A 19,274-nucleotide genomic window follows, 5' to 3' on the forward strand; every position below is an offset into this window, starting at 1 on the left:
CGGGTCCCGGGGCGCCGGTCGGCACCCCGGGACCGGACCGCTCGTCAGGCCGCCGCGCCCACCAGCACCGCCGCCGGCTCCAGGGCCAGCGCCAGCACCTCGCGGACGTCGGCGACCGGGTGGACGGTCAGGCGCTCCAGCACCTCGGCCGGGACGTCGTCCAGGTCGGCCTCGTTCCGCTTGGGGATGACCACCGTGGTGATCCCGGCCCGGTCGGCGGCGAGCAGCTTCTGCTTGACCCCGCCGATCGGCAGCACCCGGCCGGTCAGCGAGACCTCGCCGGTCATCGCCACGTCGGTGCGCACCTTGCGGCCGGAGAGCAGCGAGGCCAGCGCCGTGGTCATGGTGATGCCGGCGCTCGGACCGTCCTTGGGCACCGCGCCCGCCGGGACGTGCAGGTGGATCCCGCGCTCCCGCAGCCCGGTCACCGGCAGCTCCAGCTCGGCGCCGCGCGAGCGCAGGTAGGAGAGCGCGATGTGCGCGGACTCCTTCATCACGTCGCCCAGCTGGCCGGTCAGGGTCAGCCCGGTGGAGCCGGTCTCCGCGTCGGCCAGCGAGGCCTCGATGTAGAGGACGTCGCCGCCCGCGCCGGTGACCGCCAGCCCGGTGGCCACGCCGGGCACCGCGGTGCGGCGCTCGGTGGGCTCCTGGGCCGCCTCCGGGGTGTGGTGCGGCCGGCCGATCAGGCCGCGCAGGTCCGCCGCGCCGATCGCGGCGGGCAGCTCGCGCTCGCCGAGCTCGCTCTGCGCGGCCACCTTGCGCAGGATCCGGGCCACCGAGCGCTCCAGGTTCCGCACGCCGGCCTCCCGGGTGTACTCGGCGGCCAGCTTGCGCAGCGCGTCCTCGCCGACCACCACGTCCGCCGCGGTCAGCCCGGACCGCTCCAGCTGCCGGGGCAGCAGGTGGTCGCGGGCGATGACGACCTTCTCGTCCTCGGTGTAGCCGTCGAGGCGCACCAGCTCCATCCGGTCGAGCAGCGGCTCCGGGATGGCCTCCAGCACGTTGGCGGTGGCCAGGAAGACCACGTCGGACAGGTCCAGCTCGACCTCCAGGTAGTGGTCCCGGAAGGTGTGGTTCTGCGCCGGGTCCAGCACCTCCAGCAGGGCCGCCGCCGGGTCGCCGCGGTAGTCCGAGCCGACCTTGTCGATCTCGTCCAGCAGCACGACCGGGTTCATCGAGCCGGCCTCCTTGACGGCCCGCACGATCCGGCCGGGCAGCGCGCCGACGTAGGTGCGCCGGTGGCCGCGGATCTCCGCCTCGTCCCGGACGCCGCCGAGCGCGACCCGCACGAAGTCGCGGCCCATCGCGCGGGCCACGCTCTCGCCGAGCGAGGTCTTGCCCACCCCGGGCGGGCCGACCAGCGCCAGCACCGCGCCTCCCCGGCGCCCGCCGACCAGGCTCAGCCCCTGGTCGGCCCGCCGCTTGCGCACGGCCAGGTACTCGACGATCCGGTCCTTCACGTCGGCGAGGCCGGCGTGGTCGGCGTCCAGCACGGCGCGGGCGCCGGCGACGTCGTAGGCGTCCTCGCTGCGGGTGTTCCAGGGCAGTTCCAGCACGGTGTCCAGCCAGGTGCGGATCCACGAGCCCTCGGGCGACTGGTCGGAGCTGCGCTCCAGCTTGTCGACCTCCTTGAGCGCGGCCTCGCGGACCTTCTCGGGCAGGTCGGCGGCCTCCACCCGGGCGCGGTAGTCGCCCTCCTCGTCGACGGCCTCGCCGTTCAGCTCGGCCAGCTCCTTGCGCACCGCCTCCAGCTGGCGGCGGAGCAGGAACTCCTTCTGCTGCTTGGCGACGCCCTCCTCGACGTCCTTGCGGATGGTGTCGTTGACCTCCTCCTCGGCGAGGTGGTCCCTGAGCAGCTGCAGGGCGAACTCCAGCCGGGCCACCTGGTCGGCCTCCAGCAGCACCTTGAGCTTCTGCTCGGCGGTGGCGAAGGGCGCGTAGCCGATGTTGTCGGCGAGCTCGCCGACGCCCTCGATCTGGGCCACCCGGTCGACGATCTGCCAGGCGCCGCGCTTGCGCAGCCACTCGGTGGAGACCGCCTTGTACTCCTTGACCAGCTCGGCGGCCCGGCCGGCCACCGGCACGCCGACCGAGGACTCCTTGAACGGCGTGGTCTCCACCCAGAGCGCGGCGCCCGGTCCGGTGGTGCCGGCGCCGATCCGCACCCGGCGGACGGCCCGGACCAGCGCGGCCGGCTCCCCGTCGGCCAGCCGGCCGACCTGCTCGACGGTGGCCAGGGTGCCGGCCGCCGCGTACGAACCGTCGAGCCGCGGCACCAGCAGCACCTGCGGCTTGCCGCCGTCCACCGAGGCCCGCGCGGCGGCCCGGGCGGCCTCGACGGCGGCCCGCACCTCGGTGTCCTTGAGGTCCAGCGGCACCACCATGCCGGGCAGCACCACCTCGTCGTCGAGGGGCAGCACGGGCAGGGTGAGCGAAGCGGACGTCGATGCCATGATCTCTCCCCAGTCAGTGAACTTGAGTCGCACTGACTAAGGCTTGGCGGAGGCGGGATGTTCCCCCCGCCCTGTTCGCCCTGAGCGATCAGCTGCCATGAGCGATCAGCCGGACTGGGCGATCACCCGGCGGCGGCCGACCCGGTCGCCTGCTGGGCCGCCGGCTTGGGTGCCGCCTTGCTGAACCGGGGCACCCGCAGCCGGTCGCCCGACCGGCTGCGCGGCGGCCGCCGCACCACTCCCCAGAGCGCCACCCCGACCAGCAGCGCGGTCGGGTGCCCGACCGCGGTGACCAGGTCCTGGTCGGTCTGGATCTGGTGCACGATCAGCAGCACCCCGCCGGCCAGCACGAGCAGCCGCCCGGGCCAGCGGAACAGCCCGGCCAGCGCGCCGAGGCTGGCCAGCACGCCGTAGCTGACCCCGATGTCGAGCTCGTCCAGCATGCTCACCGGCTCGTGGCCGGTGGCCACCGCGATCGCCACCACGCCCTGCGAGAGCAGCGTGCCGATCACGTGGCCGGACCAGAAGACGAGCACCGCCCGGCGCCAGCCGACCTTGCGCTCCAGTGGCGCGACGGTGAAGGCGAAGCCCCACAGGTAGGGCATCCAGACCGGCCCGGCCACCCACATGCCGCTCATCACCAGCGAGCGCAGGGGCGTGTGCAGCAGGTGGTGGCCGTCGGTGCTGGACATCGTCTGCAGCTGCCTGACCAGCGCCGGGTCGCCGAACCGGGCGAACAGCGTGGTGCCCGCGAGCAGTGCGAGGTAGAGCAGCGCGAAGGGGTTGCGCCGGGGCGTGGGCACCCGGTCCAGCACCCACTCCAGCGGGCCCGAGCGCAGGCCGTGCCGCAGCCCGGCGTAGGGCGCCCGCGGGCCGTGCGACCCGGGGGCTCCGGATGCCTCAGCCATTCCGCCTCCGTCCCGTACCGCCCCCGCCGGACCCGGTGGGTCCGTCTCGGCGGCACGCTCGCTCCGCGTGCACACCGTGCCATCACTGACCGGTTTCGTCCACGGTAGGCGTCGGGTCTGAGAGCCGTCTGAGGAAGCACCCGTCTTGCCCGTTACGGCAGTTCAGCAGTTGGTCCAGACCAACGCCCGATCCATCCTGGCTGCTGGGGGCGGCCGCACGTCAGCGCATACACACCGTTACGGTGGTGCGACATGGACGGGTAAGGTAGCGCCCCGTGCCGGTCCCGGGGCGTGCGCACGACCGGCTGACCCGAAATTCCTCGGGTCCGCCTGTCGGGGTTCGCCCGAGGTCCGTACGCTGCGGTGTGAGTGCATGTCGGAAGGCGGCCCAGCAGCCGCCGTCCGACCGGGTCGGCGGAGCCCGGGGCGATCTCGACCGGCACGGATGTAAACGACGGAACAAGACTACGAGCGGTGCCCGCCACTCCCACAGATGGCGGCCCGCAGGCCCTGGGGGCGGTGGCGTGACCGTGACAGAAATTCAACAGGACACCGGTACGAGCGGTGTGATCGCACAACGACGCGTCCTGGTGGTGGAGGACGAGCCCACCATCGCCGAGTCGATCGCGGCCCGGTTGGGCGCGGAGGGCTTCAAGGTGGCCGTCGCGCACGACGGCCCCGGCGCGGTGGACGGGTTCCACACCTGGCAGCCCGACCTGGTGGTGCTCGACATCATGCTGCCCGGCTTCGACGGCCTCGAAGTGTGCCGCCGGATCCAGGCGCAGCGCCCGGTGCCGGTGCTGATGCTCACCGCCCGGGACGACGAGACCGACCTGCTGGTCGGCCTCGGCGTGGGCGCCGACGACTACATGACGAAGCCGTTCTCGATGCGCGAGCTGGCGGCCCGGGTCAACGTGCTGCTGCGCCGGGTCGAGCGGGCCCAGCAGGCGGCCCGCACTCCCGCGCTGGGCAGCCTGCGGTTCGGCGAACTGGAGATCGACCACGTGCAGCGCCGCGTCCGGCTCGGCTCGGGCGACGTGCACCTGACCCCGACCGAGTTCGACCTGCTGGCCTGCCTGGCCGCCCAGCCGCGCGCGGTGCTCACCCGCGAGCAGCTGCTGGCCGAGGTCTGGGACTGGACCGACGCCTCCGGCACCCGGACGGTGGACAGCCACGTGAAGGCGCTGCGGCGCAAGATCGGCGCGACCTGGATCCGCACGGTGCACGGTGTGGGCTACGCGCTGGAAGCCCCGGTCGGGTGACGGCGGCACGAGCGGGCCGGACCGGCCCGCAGGCCGTGGCCGCCGGCACGGGAGCCGGGCACAGATGACGAGCAGCAACACCGAGGTCGACCCGCCCGCGCGGCTCGGCCGCACCGGCCGGTTCGCCGCGCGGGTGTGGGCCGCGGTCAGACCGCTGGACCCGGTCCGCTCCATCAAGGGCAAGCTGGGTCTGCTGGTCATCATCGCGGTGGCGATCGCCACCGGCCTGATGGTGATCGCGATCCGGTCCGAGACCCAGGTGCGGGTGATCCTGGTCTTCTCGATGATCGCCTCGCTGCTCTTCATGCAGATCCTGGCGCACACCCTGACGGCGCCGCTGCGCGAGATGACGGCGGCCGCCCGGGCGATGGCCGGCGGCGACTACAGCCGCCGGGTCAAGGCCCCCTCGCGGGACGAGATCGGCGAGCTGGCGGCCACCTTCAACCGGATGGCCGCCGACCTGGAGGCCGCCGACCGGCACCGCCGCGAGCTGGTGGCCAACGTCTCGCACGAACTGCGCACGCCGATCGCGGCGCTGCAGGCGGTGCTGGAGAACATGGTGGACGGGGTGGTGCCCCCGGACTCCGCCACCCTGGGCGCCGCGCTGGAGCAGACCGAGCGGCTCGGCCGGCTGGTCACCCACCTGCTCGACCTGTCCAAGCTGGACGACGGCGTGGTGCCCCTGGACGCCCGCGAGTTCGAGGTGGAGCCGTTCCTGGCCGGCGTGCTGCGCGGCCTGACCGTGGACGGCGCGACGGCCGGCGGCGCCTGGAGCCGCCGGGGCGACGTGCGGCTGAGCCTGGACGTGCAGCCGGCCGCGCTGACCGCGGTGGCCGACCCGGAGCGGCTGCACCAGGTGGTGGCGAACCTGGTGGACAACGCCTGCAAGCACTCCCCCGCCGACGGGCTGGTCACCGTCCGGGCCCGGGCGGGCGAGGGGCTGCGGGCGCTGCTGCTGGAGGTGGAGGACCAGGGGCCGGGGATCCCGGCCCAGGACCGCACCCGGGTCTTCGACCGGTTCAGCCGCTCCGGCACCGCGACCGCCTCCGGTCCCGGCAGCGACGGCGGCACCGGGCTCGGCCTGGCGATCGCGCGCTGGGCGGTGGACCTGCACGGCGGTCGGATCGCGGTGGCGGACGGCACCCAGGGCTGTCTGATCCAGGTGGCGCTGCCGGGCGACGCCGCGCCGGTGCCGCGCCCGCTCTGAGCGCACCGCGACGACCCGCGCACGGGCCCCCGGGAACGCCTCCCGGGGGCCTGTCCACTGTGGGGTCCGACACATCCGGGACACGCACTGTCCACCCCGGCCAGGCTTGTCACACAATTGCGACATCTCGGTGATCGACAGCCAATGACTGATCGCACCCGGCCAATACCGTGGTGTTCTGTCCGGTTTGATGACGATTCATCCCCCACGAAGCGCTGCGCGTTTCCCCACGAAGCCGCACTTCTAACGCAAAAATCCGGCCAATCTCGCTCAACGGACTGTGATCTGGACGACGCAGACCCCCCGGGGACTGCGCGATCACTGGTCAGGGGCGTAGCCTTAATCCCCGCTGTCCAAACATCCCAAAAGGAAGCGGAAGAGGGCGGTTGCCGCCGTGTCGCCACAGTCCCCTGAAACCCCCAACAGCTCGGCCCCACGCAGTGCGGAGAAGCCCACTGGCTTCGGTCCCAATGAGTGGCTCGTCGACGAGATCTACCAGCAGTACCTCCAGGACCCCAACTCGGTCGACCGAGCCTGGTGGGACTTTTTCGCCGACTACAAGCCCGGTACCGAGGTGACCTCAGTGACCCAGGCCGTGACCCCGGTCGGCTCCGCGCCGGCCCCCGTCGCCGCCCCTGCCCCTGCTGCCGCTGCCGCTCCGGCGCCGGCTGCCCCCGCCGCCGCCCCGGCAGCTGCGCCCGCCCCCGTGGTGGCCGCCCCTGTCGCGGCCGCGCCGCTGGCAGCCCCGCCGGCCGCACCGCCGGCGCCGAAGGCAGCCGCTGCCCCCGCCGCCCCGGCCGCGCTCGCCGACGGGCCCGAGCTGGTCGCGCTGCGCGGCCCGGCCAAGGCCGTCGCGACGAACATGGACGCCTCCCTGGAGGTGCCGACCGCGACCTCGGTGCGCGCCGTCCCGGCGAAGTTGCTGATCGACAACCGCATCGTCATCAACAACCACCTGCAGCGCGCCCGCGGCGGCAAGGTCTCCTTCACGCACCTGATCGGCTACGCCATGGTGCAGGCCCTGAAGGCGACCCCGGGCATGAACCACAGCTACCAGGTGAAGGACGGCAAGCCCTTCCTGGTCAAGCCGGACCACGTGAACCTGGGCCTGGCGATCGACCTGGTGAAGCCGAACGGCGACCGCCAGCTGGTCGTCGCGGCGATCAAGAAGGCCGAGACCCTCGACTTCTTCGGCTTCTGGCAGGCCTACGAGGACATCGTCCGCCGGGCCCGCGCCAACAAGCTGACCATGGACGACTTCACCGGCGTCACGGTCTCGCTGACCAACCCGGGCGGCATCGGCACCGTGCACTCGGTGCCGCGCCTGATGCAGGGTCAGGGCACCATCCTCGGCGTCGGCGCGATGGAGTACCCGGCCGAGTTCCAGGGCACCTCGCAGGAGACCCTGTCCCGGCTCGGCGTCTCCAAGATCATGACGCTGACCTCGACCTACGACCACCGGGTCATCCAGGGCGCCGCCTCCGGCGAGTTCCTGCGCGCGATCCACCAGCTGCTGCTGGGCGAGCACGGCTTCTACGACGAGGTCTTCGAGTCGCTGCGGATCCCGTACGAGCCGGTCCGCTGGGCCACCGACGTCGCCACCACGCACGAGGACGAGGTCAACAAGACCGCCCGCGTGATGGAGCTCATCCACTCCTACCGGGTCCGCGGCCACCTGATGGCCGACACCGACCCGCTGGAGTACAAGCAGCGCAAGCACCCCGACCTCGACGTCACCACCCACGGCCTCACCCTGTGGGACCTGGAGCGCGAGTTCGCGGTCGGCGGCTTCGGCGGCCAGAAGATGATGAAGCTGCGCGACATCCTCGGCCTGCTGCGCAACACCTACTGCCGCACCGTCGGCATCGAGTACATGCACATCCAGGACCCGAAGCAGCGCAAGTGGCTGCAGGAGCGCCTGGAGAAGCCGTACACGAAGCCGGAGCGCGAGGAGCAGCTGCGGATCCTGCGCCGGCTGAACTCGGCAGAGGCCTTCGAGACCTTCCTGCAGACCAAGTACGTCGGCCAGAAGCGGTTCTCGCTGGAGGGCGGCGAGTCGCTGATCCCGCTGCTGGACGCGACCATCGACGCGGCCGCCGAGCACCGCCTGGACGAGGCCGTGATCGGCATGGCCCACCGCGGCCGGCTCAACGTGCTGGCGAACATCGTCGGCAAGCCGTACGGCAAGATCTTCGGCGAGTTCGAGGGCAACCTGGACCCGAAGTCGATGCACGGCTCCGGCGACGTGAAGTACCACCTGGGCTCCGAGGGCACCTTCACCGGCCTGGACGGCGAGACCATCAAGGTGTCGCTGGCCGCCAACCCGTCCCACCTGGAGACGGTCGACCCGGTGGTCGAGGGCATCGTGCGGGCCAAGCAGGACATCCTGGACCAGGGCGGCACCACCTTCCCGGTGCTGCCGATCCAGATCCACGGCGACGCGGCCTTCGCCGGCCAGGGCGTGGTCGCGGAGACCCTGAACATGTCGCAGCTGCGCGGCTACCGCACCGGCGGCACGATCCACCTGGTGGTCAACAACCAGGTCGGCTTCACCGCCGCCCCGGCGTCCTCGCGCTCGTCGATGTACTGCACCGACGTGGCCCGGATGATCGAGGCCCCGATCTTCCACGTGAACGGCGACGACCCGGAGGCCGTGGTCCGCGTCGCGCGCCTGGCCTTCGAGTTCCGCCAGGCCTTCCACAAGGACGTGGTGATCGACCTCATCTGCTACCGCCGCCGCGGGCACAACGAGGCCGACAACCCGTCGTTCACCCAGCCGCTGATGTACGACCTGATCGACAAGAAGCGCTCGGTGCGCAAGCTCTACACCGAGGGCCTGATCGGTCGCGGCGACATCACCATGGAAGAGGCGGAGCAGGCGCTCCAGGACTTCCAGGGCCAGCTGGAGAAGGTCTTCGCCGAGGTCCGCGACGCGGCCGGCGCCCAGGCCGCGGCTCCGGCCGGCCGCCCGGTCGCCGACTTCCCGGTCAGCATCCAGACCGGCATCTCGCAGGAGATGGTGAAGCGGATCGCCGCCTCGCAGACCAACCTGCCGGAGTGGCTGACGGTGCACCCGCGCCTGCTGCCGCAGCTGGTGCGCCGGGCCGCCTCGATCGAGGACAACACCATCGACTGGGCCACCGGCGAGATGCTCGCCATCGGCTCGCTGCTGATGGAGGGTCACCCGGTCCGGCTGGCCGGCCAGGACAGCCGCCGCGGCACCTTCGGCCAGCGCCACGCGGTGCTGATCGACCGGGCCACCGGCGAGGACTACACCCCGCTGCTGTACCTGACCGAGGACCAGGCCCGGTTCACCGTCTACGACAGCCTGCTCTCCGAGTACGCGGCGATGGGCTTCGAGTACGGCTACTCGCTGACCCGCCCGAACGCGCTGGTCATGTGGGAGGCGCAGTTCGGCGACTTCGTCAACGGCGCGCAGACCGTGGTCGACGAGTACATCGCCTCGGCCGAGCAGAAGTGGGGCCAGCACTCCGGCGTCACCCTGCTGCTGCCGCACGGCATGGAGGGCCAGGGCCCGGACCACTCGTCCGCCCGCCCGGAGCGCTTCCTGCAGCTGTGCGCGGACAACAACATGACGGTCGCCATGCCGACCCTGCCGTCGAACTACTTCCACCTGCTGCGCTGGCAGGTGCACAACCCGCACCACAAGCCGCTGGTCGTCTTCACCCCGAAGTCGATGCTCCGGCTCAAGGCCGCGGCGAGTGCGGCGGAGGAGTTCACCGCGGGCTCGTTCCGCCCGGTGATCGGCGACAACTCGGTCGACCCGAAGCAGGTCCGCAAGGTGGTGATCACCGCCGGCAAGTTCTACTACGACCTGGAGGCGGCCCGCGCCGAGCGCGGCATCACCGACACGGCGATCGTCCGGGTCGAGCGGCTCTACCCGCTGCCGATCGCGGAGCTCCAGGAGGAGCTGGCCCGCTACGGCGAGGACGTCCAGTTCGTCTGGGCGCAGGAGGAGCCGGCCAACCAGGGTGCCTGGCCGTTCATCGCGCTGAACCTGATCGACCACCTGGACGTGGTGGTCGGCCGCAAGGCCGGCGCGGCGCGGCTGCGCCGGGTGGCCCGCCCGGCCGCCTCCGCCCCGGCGGTCGGCTCCGCCAAGCGGCACGCGGTGGAGCAGCACGCGGTGCTGGACGAGGTCTTCGCGATCTGACGAGGCACAGCCTGACATCACGTCAGTAACGGTGCGGGGCCCGGCCTGATCACAGGCCGGGCCCCGCGCTAATCTCTGCGCCATGCCTGCCGAAGAGTCGCTCCCCGTCCCGCCCCCGCCCCCGGCCTTCCAGCCGCTGCTGCCGGACGATCCGGCCGAGGTGGCCAGCTACCGGCTGTTCGCGCGGCTCGGGTCCGGCGGCATGGGCCGGGTCTACCTCTCCTACACCCCCGGCGGACGTCCGGTGGCGCTCAAGGTGGTCCGGCCGGAGTTCGCCGAGGACGCCGAGTTCCGCCGCCGGTTCGGCCAGGAGGTGGCCAACGCGCAGCGGATCCACGGGCTGTACACCGCCCAGGTGATCGACGCCGGGACCACCGCCGACGCGCCGTGGCTGGTCACCGCCTACGTGCCCGGCCCCTCCCTTCAGCAGGTGGTGCGCGAGCACGGCCCGCTGCCGGTGCGCACCGTGCTGCTGCTGCTCGGCGGCATCGCCGAGGCGCTGCAGGCGATCCACAGCGTGGCGGTGGTGCACCGCGACCTGAAGCCGGCCAACGTGCTGGTGGCCGCCGACGGCCCGCGGGTGATCGACTTCGGCATCGCCCGGGCCGCCGACGCGACCGCGCTGACCGGCACCGGCTACCGGATCGGCTCGCCCGCCTTCATGGCCCCCGAGCAGGCCCAGGGCGGTGCGGTCACCCCGGCCACCGACGTGTTCGCGCTCGGCGCGCTGGCCGCCTACGTGGCGAGCGGCGTCCAGCCGTTCGGCGAGGGGCCGGAGACGGCCGTGCTCTACCGGGTGGTGCACGAGGAGCCCGACCTCGGCGCGGTGCCGGCCGATCTGCGCGAGCTGGTGCTGCGCTGCCTCGCCAAGGCGCCCGGGGACCGGCCGGCGCCCGCCGAGATCATCGAGACCGCCCGCAACCACCCGGCGGTGGGCGGGCAGTTGCGGTTCGCCGACGACTGGCTGCCCGCGCCGGTGAACACCGAGATCACCCGGCGCTCCGACCTGCCGCGCACGCCGCCGCGGCCGGTGCCGGTCGTGCCGACGGTGCCGGTGGCGCCGCCGATGCCCAGCGCGCCGCCCGTGGCGACGCTGCCGCCGGTGCCGACGGGCCCGGTGCCGACGGGCCTGGCACCGACGGGCTTGGCACCGAACGCGGTTGACGGCACGTCGGGCGGACCGGCCTTCGCCACCGGGGCGGTCACCGCGCCGCTGCCGGCGCCGCAGCCGACCACCGTGCTGCCGCCCCACCAGGCCGTCGCGCCGGCCGCCGCGCCGACCACCCCGCCGGCTGCCGGCGGGCGGCGCGGGTCGGTGTCCTGGAAGACCCTGCTCGCGGTCGCCGTGGTGATGGCGCTCGGCGGCACGCTGGCAGGCGTGCTGCTCAGCCAGGGTGACGGCAAGTCGAACAGCGCGAGCAACGACCGCGCGACGACCTCGGCGCCGACCACCGCGCAGCAGCCTCAGCAACCGGTGGTCGAGGCCCCGACCACCCAGGCCGCCGGCGACGGCGGCGACTCGCCGGTGGCCGCCCCCTCCACCGCCACCGACTCGCCCGGCAGCGGCGTCTCGGCCTCCGGCGGCCCGAGCGCCTGGACCCCGGTGGTGAGCAAGGTCGAGCTGGACATCCCCGCCAGCACGTACGTCAGCGATGCCTACCGGGTGGACCTGACGGCGGGCAAGCTGATCGCCTCGGGCACCAGCGCCAAGTGGGTGCTCGCGCTGCAGCAGGGGGCCAACGGCAGCCAGGCCGGCGCCTTCACCGGCGACGGCGACGACTCCTCGGACTTCGCGGTGATCACCGACCCCTCGGTGACGCCCGGTCAGTGCAACACCGCCATCGACACCCACCCGGACTCCGACCTGAGCTTCACGCACGCCAGTGCCGGCCGGCTGCTCTGCATCCGGGACCGTTCCACGCACGCCGTGGCGATCGCCGCGATCGAGGTGGCCGACGCGCAGACCGGTGAGGTCAAGCTCTCGGTGAGCACCTGGCAGGGCAGCAGCTGAGCCCGTCTATCCTGGCCCGGTACCCCAGAGCTTGAGATTTCGGAGCAGAACCGTGTACTTCACCGACCGCGGCATCGAGGAGCTGGAGAGCCGGCGTGGCGAGGAGGAGGTCACCTTCGAGTGGCTGGCCGAGCGCCTGCGCGAATTCGTCGACCTGAACCCGGACTTCGAGGTCCCCGTCGAGCGACTGGCCACCTGGCTGGCCCGGTTGGACGACGAGGACGAGGACGAGGACTGATCCGGCCGGCACGGCCGGCCGCACGAAGGGCCCGGGAGGCGATCGCCTCCCGGGCCCTTCGCAATTCGGCACGGCGCAGCGCTTGACTGTGCCGCCACGCGATATATCGTGTCTTACGAGGGAAACGCGATACATCGCGATTTGCCGGATCGTCGCCACTCCAGGGTACGACGGCGGCCCCGAACGGGAGGAGCAGAGATGAGCCAGTGGACGGTCAGCGAGCCCGAGCAGATCACCCTGAACGAGCCGGTGCGCTCGGTGCAGGTGCGGATCATCGGCGGGGCGGTCAACGTGGTCGCGGCCGAGGGCCCGAGCCGCCTGGAGGTGAGCGAGCTCAGCGGTGAACCGCTCCAGGTCAGCCTGGAGGACGGCGTGCTGCTGGTCAGCTACCCCAACCTGTCCTGGAGCGACTTCGGCCCGAACCTCAAGTCGGTGGACGCGGTCAAGGACCTGTTCAGCTCCTGGAAGCGCAAGCGCGAGGACCGGGTGGTGGTCTCGCTGACCGTGCCCGCCGACGCGAAGGTCCAGGTCGGCGCGGTCACCGCCGAGTCCACCCTGACCGGCCTGAAGGGCGAGACCACGGCCTACAACGTCTCCGGCGGCACCACCCTGGTCGGCCTGGCCGGCCGCACCGAGGCCGGCACGGTCTCCGGCGACGTGGCCGCCGAGTCGGTCGGCGGCGAGCTGCGGCTGAAGTCGGTCTCCGGCGACCTGACGGTGCTGGCCGGCACCGCCACCACCGTGCGGGCCGGCACGGTCGGCGGCGCGGTCACCCTGGACCTGGCCGGCGCGGCGCCGGCCGACATCAAGGTCAACACGGTCAACGGCGACGTCGCGGTGCGGCTGCCCCGCCCCGCCGACACCACCGTGGAGGCCGGCTCGACCAACGGTCAGTTCTCCACCGCCTTCGACGAGTTGACGGTCAGCGGGTCCTGGGGCGCGAAGAAGCTCAGCGGCACCCTGGGCACCGGCAGCGGCAAGCTGCAGGTCTCCACCGTCTCCGGCGCCATCTCGGTGCTCGGCCGGCCGGAGCCGGAGGACGAGGGCCCCAGCCTGGTCAAGGAGCTGCCGGCCGCCGCCCCGAGCGACGCGGTGCCGAGCGACGCGGAGGCGGGCGAATGAGCGGCGTCTTCGCGCACGGCCGGCTCCGGCTCTACCTGCTGAAGCTGCTGGACGAGTCCCCCCGGCACGGCTACGAGGTGATCCGCCTGCTGGAGGAGCGCTTCCAGGGCCTCTACGCGCCCTCCGCGGGCACCGTCTACCCCCGGCTGGCCAAGCTGGAGCAGGAGGGCCTGGTGGAGCACTCCACCGAGGGCGGGCGCAAGGTCTACCGGATCACCGAGGCCGGCCGGGCCGAACTGACCGACCGTCAGGCCGACCTGGCGGAGCTGGAGCTGGAGATCAGCGCCTCGGTCTCGCAGCTCGCCGGCGCGATCCGGGCCGACGTCCGGGACTCGGCCAAGGACCTGCGCGAGGAGCTGCGCAACGCGGCTCGCACCGCCCGCCAGCCGGAGGACCCCGGCCCGGCCGGCGCCGCCGCCTGGCAGCGCACCCGCGAGGAGTACGCCGGCTTCAAGGCCCAGGCGAAGAAGGCCAAGGAGCAGGAGAAGGCCGCCAAGGAGCAGGCGAAGCGGGCCAAGGAGGAGGCCCGCAAGGCCCGCGAGCAGTCCCAGGCGGTCCGCCAGGCGGCCCAGCAGGAGGCGCTGCGGATCAAGAAGCGGGTCGAGCAGCAGTTCCGCGAGCACGTCGGCAACGGCGACTGGCCGACCGGCCTGTCCGAGGGCCTGTCCGAGCTCACCAAGGGCCTGGCCGGCCTGGCCGACCCGTCCCGCTGGACCTCGTCCTCGGCCGGCACCGCCGCCGCGCCCGAGGACCTGCCCTCCTGGACCCGGACCGACCCGGCGGGCGACCCGGCTCGCGAGCTCGACCGCCTGCTCGACCGCTTCCGCGACCAGGTGCGGGACGCGGCCCGCGACGGCAAGGGCGTGACCGCGGCGCAACTGGCCGAGGCGCGCGCCCTGTTGGGCGGCACCGGCGAGCAGCTGCGCCGCCTGCTCGGCTGAGCCGGCCGAGCGGCCGTCCCCGGCGCGGGTCCACCCGTGCCGGGGACGCGGCGCTTGCTGGGCGCCTACGGGCGCAGCACCAGCTTGCCGAAGACGTCGCCCTTCTCAAGGCGCTCGAAGGCGTCCCGGGCCTCGGTGAGCGGGTGGACGGAGTCGATCACCGGGCGCACGCCGGTGGTGGCGCACAGCGCGAGCAGTGCCTCCAGCTCCTCCTTGGTGCCCATGGTGGAGCCGACCACCTTCAGCTCCAGGAAGAAGATCCGGTTCAGCTCGGCGGCCTTGGGGCTCGGGCCCGAGGTGGCGCCGGAGATCACGATGGCGCCGCCGGGCCGCAGCGCCTTGACCGAGTGCGACCAGGTGGCCGCGCCGACCGTCTCCATCACCGCGTGCACCCGCTCCGGCAGGCGCGCCCCGCTCTCGAAGACGGCGTCCGCGCCGAGCGAGAGCGCCCGGGCCCGCTTGGCCTCGTCCCGGCCGGTGACCCAGACCCGCAGGCCGGCCGCCTTGCCGAGGACGATCAGCGCGGTGGCCACGCCGCCGCCGGCGCCCTGGACCAGCACGGTCTGACCCGGCGTCACCCCGGCCTTGGTGAAGAGCATCCGGTAGGCCGTCAGCCAGGCGGTGGGCAGGCAGGCGGCCTCCTCGAAGGAGAGTTCGGCCGGCTTGGGCAGCAGGTTCCAGGTCGGCACCGACACCTGCTGGGCGAAGGTGCCCTGGTAGCGCTCGGTCAGGATGGAGCGCGGCTCGTCGGGCCCGACACCGTGGCCGGTCTGGCCGACCACCGAGTGGACCACGACCTCGTTGCCGTGCTCGTCCACCCCGGCCGCGTCGCAGCCCAGGATCATCGGCAGGCGGTCGGTGCCCAGGCCCACGCCGCGCAGCGACCACAGGTCGTGGTGGTTGAGCGAGGCGGCCTTGACGGTGACCGTGCTCCAGCCCTCGCGGGCCCGCGGCTCGGGCAGTTCGCCGAGTTCGAGTCCGGCCAGGGGGTCGTCGGGACTGATGCGGGCGGCGTAGGCAGCGAACATGGACCGGACACTAGCCGCCGACGGCCGGGGCCCGGAACCACGCCGGAGTGTGACCTCCGCCGCGTGTCCCGGGCCCCCGAACGGCAGTTCCCGTCTGGCGGGGTGTCAGCGGCGCGCGACACCCTCGCGGCGGGCCGCCTCGGCGACCGCCTTGGTGACCGCCGGCGCGACCCGCGGGTCGAACGGCGACGGGATGACCTTCTGCGCCGACAGCTCGTCGGCCACCACACCGGCCAGCGCCTCGGCGGCGGCCAGCTTCATGCCCTCGGTGATCCGGGAGGCCCGCACCGACAGGGCGCCCGCGAAGATGCCGGGGAAGGCCAGCACGTTGTTGATCTGGTTCGGGAAGTCGGAGCGGCCGGTGGCGACCACCGCGGCGTACTTGTGCGCGACCTCGGGGTGGATCTCCGGGTTCGGGTTGGCCATCGCGAAGACGAAGCAGCCCTCGGCCATGGTGGCCACGGCCTCCTCCGGCACGGTGCCGCCGGAGACGCCGATGAACACGTCGGCGCCGGCCAGCGCGTCGGCCAGCGAGCCCTTCAGGCCGGCCTTGTTGGTGAGCCCGGCGATCTCGGCCTTGACGTCGGTGAGGTCGCCGCGGCCCTCGTGGACCACGCCGCGCCGGTCGCAGACCGCCACGTCGCCGATGCCGGCCGCGACCAGCATCTTGGCGATCGCGATGCCGGCCGCGCCCGCGCCGGAGATGACCGCGCGCAGCGAGCCGATCTCCCGGCCGGTCAGCTTGGCCGCGTTCCACAGCGCCGCCGTGGTGACGATCGCGGTGCCGTGCTGGTCGTCGTGGAAGACCGGGATGTCCAGCGCCTCCTGCAGCCGGCGCTCGATCTCGAAGCAGCGCGGGGCGGAGATGTCCTCCAGGTTGACGCCGCCGAAGGACGGGGCCAGCCGGACCACGGTCTCGACGATCTCGTCCACCTCGGTGCAGGCGAGCGCGACCGGCACGGCGTCCACGCCGCCGAACTGCTTGAACAGGATCGCCTTGCCCTCCATCACCGGGAGCGAGGCGGCCGGGCCGATGTCGCCCAGGCCCAGCACGGCGGTGCCGTCGGTGACCACCGCGACGGTGTTGGCGACCCAGGTGTACTCGTGCACCAGGTCGGGCTGCTCGGCGATGGCGGTGCAGACCCGGGCGACGCCCGGGGTGTAGGCGAGGGACAGGTCGTCCGCGTCCCGGACCGGCACGGTGGCCGCGACCTGCATCTTGCCGCCGCGGTGCAGCGCGAACACGGCGTCGACCGGGTCCGCGGTGTCCTCGGAACGGGGGTGAATGATCTCCGCTGCCACGATGACCTCTTCGTCATTGATCAGCGAGGGCGCGCTGCCCGACCAGCGTGCGAAAGCTCTCGGGCGGCTGTCGCCCTCGAATTGAGGGTTGTGGGGTGCGTGAGTCGCACGGGGCACCCATCAGGAGCCTAGATCGAGGAGGAGGCGTCGCACCGGCGCCTTGATTCCTCGTCACGCACTGTTCACGCACACCCGAAGGGTGTGTGAACCACGGACCCGGAGGGGAGGTTGCGACGCGGTTACGGAGTCGGTGTCGATCGACTTCCGGTCCTCGGCGCCCCGGTCCTGTCCGGACCGGCGAGTCCTCGGTTCGGTTATCGGGGATCACCCGATAGCAGATTCTGACACACCCGCTGACCGGCACGGCAGAGCGGGATGGGAGGATCCCCTTCCCGCCCCCTTCACCGGACCTCGCAGGACACCGGCCGCGCACCCCTCAGCCCGCGGCCGACAGGGCAGACCCGAGGTCTCGCTGCGCCACCCCAGGCAGCCGGCCCGCGGCGGGCTCCACCCTTCGTTCTTCCCTCCCTCAGGAAGTCCCGCCATGTCCAACGGCTTTGCCCTGCCCGAAAACACCGCTCCCCGAAGAACCGCACCGGCGGCGGCCCTGGTCGCCGCAGCCGCGCTGCTGCTGGCCGGCTGCGCGAGCACCCCCGCCCCGGCCGACACCACCGCGGCGCTGCGCGCCCGGCTGCCCAAGGCGATCCTGAGCAGCGGCGTGCTGCGGATCGGCAGCGACCTCAACTACACCCCGGTGGACTTCCGGGGCCAGGACGGCTCGCCCACCGGCCTGGACATCGACCTCGGCAACGCGCTGGCCGCCCAGCTGGGCCTGCGCGCCGAGTTCGTCGACCAGCAGTTCGCCACCCTGATCCCGGCCGTCCAGCACCACCAGCTCGACCTGGCGATGTCCGCCGTGATCGACACCCAGCAGCGCGAGACGGGGGTGGACGCCAACGGCACCCAGGTCGACCCGGGCGCCGACTTCGTGGACTACTTCCTCACCGGCACCGCGATCCTGGTCCGGGCCGGCAACCCGCTGTCCGTGGTCACCCTGGACGACCTGTGCGGGCACACGGTGGCGCTGCAGCGCGGCACCGTGCAGGCCGACATCGCGGCCGGCCAGGTCAACGTCTGCCGGCAGGCGGGCAAGACGCTCACCGTGGACCTGTTCGACACCGACGACCAGGCGCTCGCCGAGGTGGCCTCCGGCAAGGCCGCCGCCGACCTCAACGACTACCCGGTGGCCGCCTGGAACACCCGGCCGGACAACAGCGCGGGCCGCTTCCAGGTGACCGGCGCGCTGCTGCAGACCAGCCTCTACGGCATCACCGTCAACAAGGCCGACACCGGCCTGCGGGACGCGCTGTCCAAGGCGCTGGACCACCTGATCATCGGCGGCCAGTACGACACGATCATCGACAAGTGGGGTGCCCAGGGCGGCCGACTGGCCGCCTCGGAGGTGGACGGGAGCTTCTGAGCGGTGCCCGTGCCCCGCCCCCCGGGCGGGGCACGGGCGGCCCAACTGCCTTGATCCGTTACACATTTTTGATCGCTCGGTGGGTCCGCCGGGCAGTCGGCGGATGGCAAGATCTCTGGCACCACAGGGCGGAGGGTGATCCACCCGCACACGCTCCGTCACCGCGGCCTGAACCGTCTCACCCTCTCACTGGAGGCCCCCATGAGCACTCGCCGCATCCGACTCGCCGCCTTAGCCGCGGCCCTGACCGCCACCGCCGCGCTGACCGCCGGCTGCGGCAGTTCCGGCAGCAGCGGTGGCACCGGCGCCAAGCCGGGAGCGTCCGCGATACCCGCCCCCAGCGCCGTCGCCTCGCTGGCGGCGCTGGTCCCGGCCGACGTGAAGGCCGGCGGGAAACTGGTGGTCGCCACCGACGCCTCGTACGCGCCCAACGAGTTCAAGGACGCCGGCGGCAACATCGTCGGCATGGACGTCGACCTGGCCAAGGCGATCGCCCAGACCCTCGGGCTGACCGCGGACGTGCAGAACGCCACCTTCGACTCGATCATCCCCGGCATGACCGCCAAGAAGTACCAGATGAGCCTCAGTTCGTTCACGGACACCAAGGACCGCGAGGCCAGCGTCGACATGGTCACCTACTTCTCGGCCGGCACCGGGACGGCGGTGAAGAAGGGCAACCCGAGCAAGGTCGACCCGACCGACCTGTGCGGCAAGAAGGTAGCCGTGCAGACCGGAACCACCCAGGCCGACGAGATCAAGAACACCCTCAACCCGGCCTGCCAGAAGGCCGGCAAGCCGACCATCCCGAACGACGGCGACAAGTTCGACCTGCAGACCGACGTGACCACCGCCCTGGTCTCCGGCCGCGACGACGCGATGCTCGCCGACTCCCCGGTGGTCGACTACGCGGTGCAGCAGACCGGCGGCCAGCTGCAGACCCTGGGCGACGTGACCGACACCGCCCCGTACGGCGTGGTGCTGCCCAAGGGCACCGACCTGACCAAGGCCGTGCAGGGCGCGGTCCAGGCGCTGATGGCCGACGGCACCTACCAGGCGATCCTCACCAAGTGGGGCGTCCAGGCCGGCGCCGTCACCACCTCGACGATCGACGGCGCCACCAGCTGACCCACCGTCCGGTCCACTCGAAC

General features: G+C 72.7%; 13 protein-coding genes. 9 read left to right on the top strand and 4 right to left on the bottom strand.

The features are described 5' to 3' along the window. Positions 1 to 44: 44 nt before the first annotated feature. Both lon and FHX73_RS08695 read right to left on the bottom strand, forming a co-directional pair. The gene (gene lon / locus FHX73_RS08690) at positions 45 to 2,453 is read right to left on the bottom strand and encodes an endopeptidase La (protein WP_145904445.1); all 2,409 of its coding nucleotides are present in this window, start codon (positions 2,451 to 2,453) and stop codon (positions 45 to 47) included. 122 nt (positions 2,454 to 2,575) lie between these two features. After that, complete coding sequence (locus FHX73_RS08695; RefSeq protein ID WP_145904446.1) at positions 2,576 to 3,361, bottom strand: rhomboid-like protein; 786 nt, start codon at positions 3,359 to 3,361, stop codon at positions 2,576 to 2,578. 530 nt (positions 3,362 to 3,891) lie between these two features. On the opposite strand from FHX73_RS08695, the gene FHX73_RS08700 reads away from it, so the two are divergent. The 7 genes from FHX73_RS08700 to FHX73_RS08735 all read left to right on the top strand — a co-directional run bounded on the left by FHX73_RS08700 (position 3,892) and on the right by FHX73_RS08735 (position 14,316). After that, positions 3,892 to 4,623, top strand: coding sequence for a response regulator transcription factor (locus FHX73_RS08700; RefSeq protein ID WP_180356578.1), 732 nt, complete (start codon positions 3,892 to 3,894; stop codon positions 4,621 to 4,623). A gap of 64 nt (positions 4,624 to 4,687) precedes the next feature. Then, positions 4,688 to 5,830, top strand: a complete 1,143-nt coding sequence (locus tag FHX73_RS08705; RefSeq protein WP_145904447.1) for a HAMP domain-containing sensor histidine kinase — start codon at positions 4,688 to 4,690, stop codon at positions 5,828 to 5,830. A 394-nt stretch (positions 5,831 to 6,224) separates the two neighbouring features. Then, positions 6,225 to 10,004 carry a multifunctional oxoglutarate decarboxylase/oxoglutarate dehydrogenase thiamine pyrophosphate-binding subunit/dihydrolipoyllysine-residue succinyltransferase subunit gene (locus FHX73_RS08710; RefSeq protein WP_145904448.1) on the top strand — a complete coding sequence of 1,260 codons (3,780 nt, stop codon included), beginning with the start codon at positions 6,225 to 6,227 and terminating at the stop codon, positions 10,002 to 10,004. 82 nt (positions 10,005 to 10,086) lie between these two features. Continuing rightward, positions 10,087 to 12,015: a serine/threonine-protein kinase gene (locus FHX73_RS45535; RefSeq protein WP_211786159.1), complete on the top strand. Its 1,929-nt coding sequence runs from the start codon at positions 10,087 to 10,089 to the stop codon at positions 12,013 to 12,015. A 52-nt stretch (positions 12,016 to 12,067) separates the two neighbouring features. Continuing rightward, positions 12,068 to 12,253, top strand: a complete 186-nt coding sequence (locus tag FHX73_RS08725; protein ID WP_145904449.1) for a DUF6104 family protein — start codon at positions 12,068 to 12,070, stop codon at positions 12,251 to 12,253. 198 nt (positions 12,254 to 12,451) lie between these two features. After that, positions 12,452 to 13,375 carry a DUF4097 family beta strand repeat-containing protein gene (locus tag FHX73_RS08730; protein WP_145904450.1) on the top strand — a complete coding sequence of 308 codons (924 nt, stop codon included), beginning with the start codon at positions 12,452 to 12,454 and terminating at the stop codon, positions 13,373 to 13,375. Next, the gene (locus FHX73_RS08735; RefSeq protein WP_145904451.1) at positions 13,372 to 14,316 is read left to right on the top strand and encodes a PadR family transcriptional regulator; all 945 of its coding nucleotides are present in this window, start codon (positions 13,372 to 13,374) and stop codon (positions 14,314 to 14,316) included. Before FHX73_RS08730 ends, FHX73_RS08735 begins: the two co-directional genes overlap by 4 nt. 65 nt (positions 14,317 to 14,381) lie before the next feature. Here the strand turns inward: FHX73_RS08735 and FHX73_RS08740 are convergent, their stop codons facing one another. After that, a complete protein-coding gene (locus FHX73_RS08740) occupies positions 14,382 to 15,344 on the bottom strand; it encodes a zinc-binding dehydrogenase (protein WP_145904452.1) in 963 nt (320 codons plus the stop codon). Positions 15,345 to 15,449: 105 nt separating this feature from the next. Beyond that, entirely contained in the window at positions 15,450 to 16,646 is a 1,197-nt protein-coding gene (locus FHX73_RS08745) for an NAD(P)-dependent malic enzyme (protein WP_145904453.1), read from the bottom strand. Between the two features lie 544 nt (positions 16,647 to 17,190). On the opposite strand from FHX73_RS08745, the gene FHX73_RS08750 reads away from it, so the two are divergent. Next, positions 17,191 to 18,126, top strand: a complete 936-nt coding sequence (locus FHX73_RS08750) for an ABC transporter substrate-binding protein (RefSeq protein ID WP_145904454.1) — start codon at positions 17,191 to 17,193, stop codon at positions 18,124 to 18,126. A gap of 201 nt (positions 18,127 to 18,327) precedes the next feature. Then, positions 18,328 to 19,251, top strand: a complete 924-nt coding sequence (locus FHX73_RS08755; RefSeq protein WP_145904455.1) for an ABC transporter substrate-binding protein — start codon at positions 18,328 to 18,330, stop codon at positions 19,249 to 19,251. The last annotated feature ends 23 nt before the right edge of the window (positions 19,252 to 19,274 follow it).

The organism is Kitasatospora viridis, from assembly GCF_007829815.1.
Lineage (GTDB): Bacteria > Actinomycetota > Actinomycetes > Streptomycetales > Streptomycetaceae > Kitasatospora > Kitasatospora viridis.

Coding starts and splice junctions, on each gene's coding strand:
- lon (WP_145904445.1), bottom strand. CDS start 2,453: ATGGCATCGACGTCCGCTTCGCTCACCCTGCCCGTGCTGCCCCTCGAC.
- FHX73_RS08695 (WP_145904446.1), bottom strand. CDS start 3,361: ATGGCTGAGGCATCCGGAGCCCCCGGGTCGCACGGCCCGCGGGCGCCC.
- FHX73_RS08705 (WP_145904447.1), top strand. CDS start 4,688: ATGACGAGCAGCAACACCGAGGTCGACCCGCCCGCGCGGCTCGGCCGC.
- FHX73_RS45535 (WP_211786159.1), top strand. CDS start 10,087: ATGCCTGCCGAAGAGTCGCTCCCCGTCCCGCCCCCGCCCCCGGCCTTC.
- FHX73_RS08730 (WP_145904450.1), top strand. CDS start 12,452: ATGAGCCAGTGGACGGTCAGCGAGCCCGAGCAGATCACCCTGAACGAG.
- FHX73_RS08735 (WP_145904451.1), top strand. CDS start 13,372: ATGAGCGGCGTCTTCGCGCACGGCCGGCTCCGGCTCTACCTGCTGAAG.
- FHX73_RS08740 (WP_145904452.1), bottom strand. CDS start 15,344: ATGTTCGCTGCCTACGCCGCCCGCATCAGTCCCGACGACCCCCTGGCC.
- FHX73_RS08750 (WP_145904454.1), top strand. CDS start 17,191: ATGTCCAACGGCTTTGCCCTGCCCGAAAACACCGCTCCCCGAAGAACC.
- FHX73_RS08755 (WP_145904455.1), top strand. CDS start 18,328: ATGAGCACTCGCCGCATCCGACTCGCCGCCTTAGCCGCGGCCCTGACC.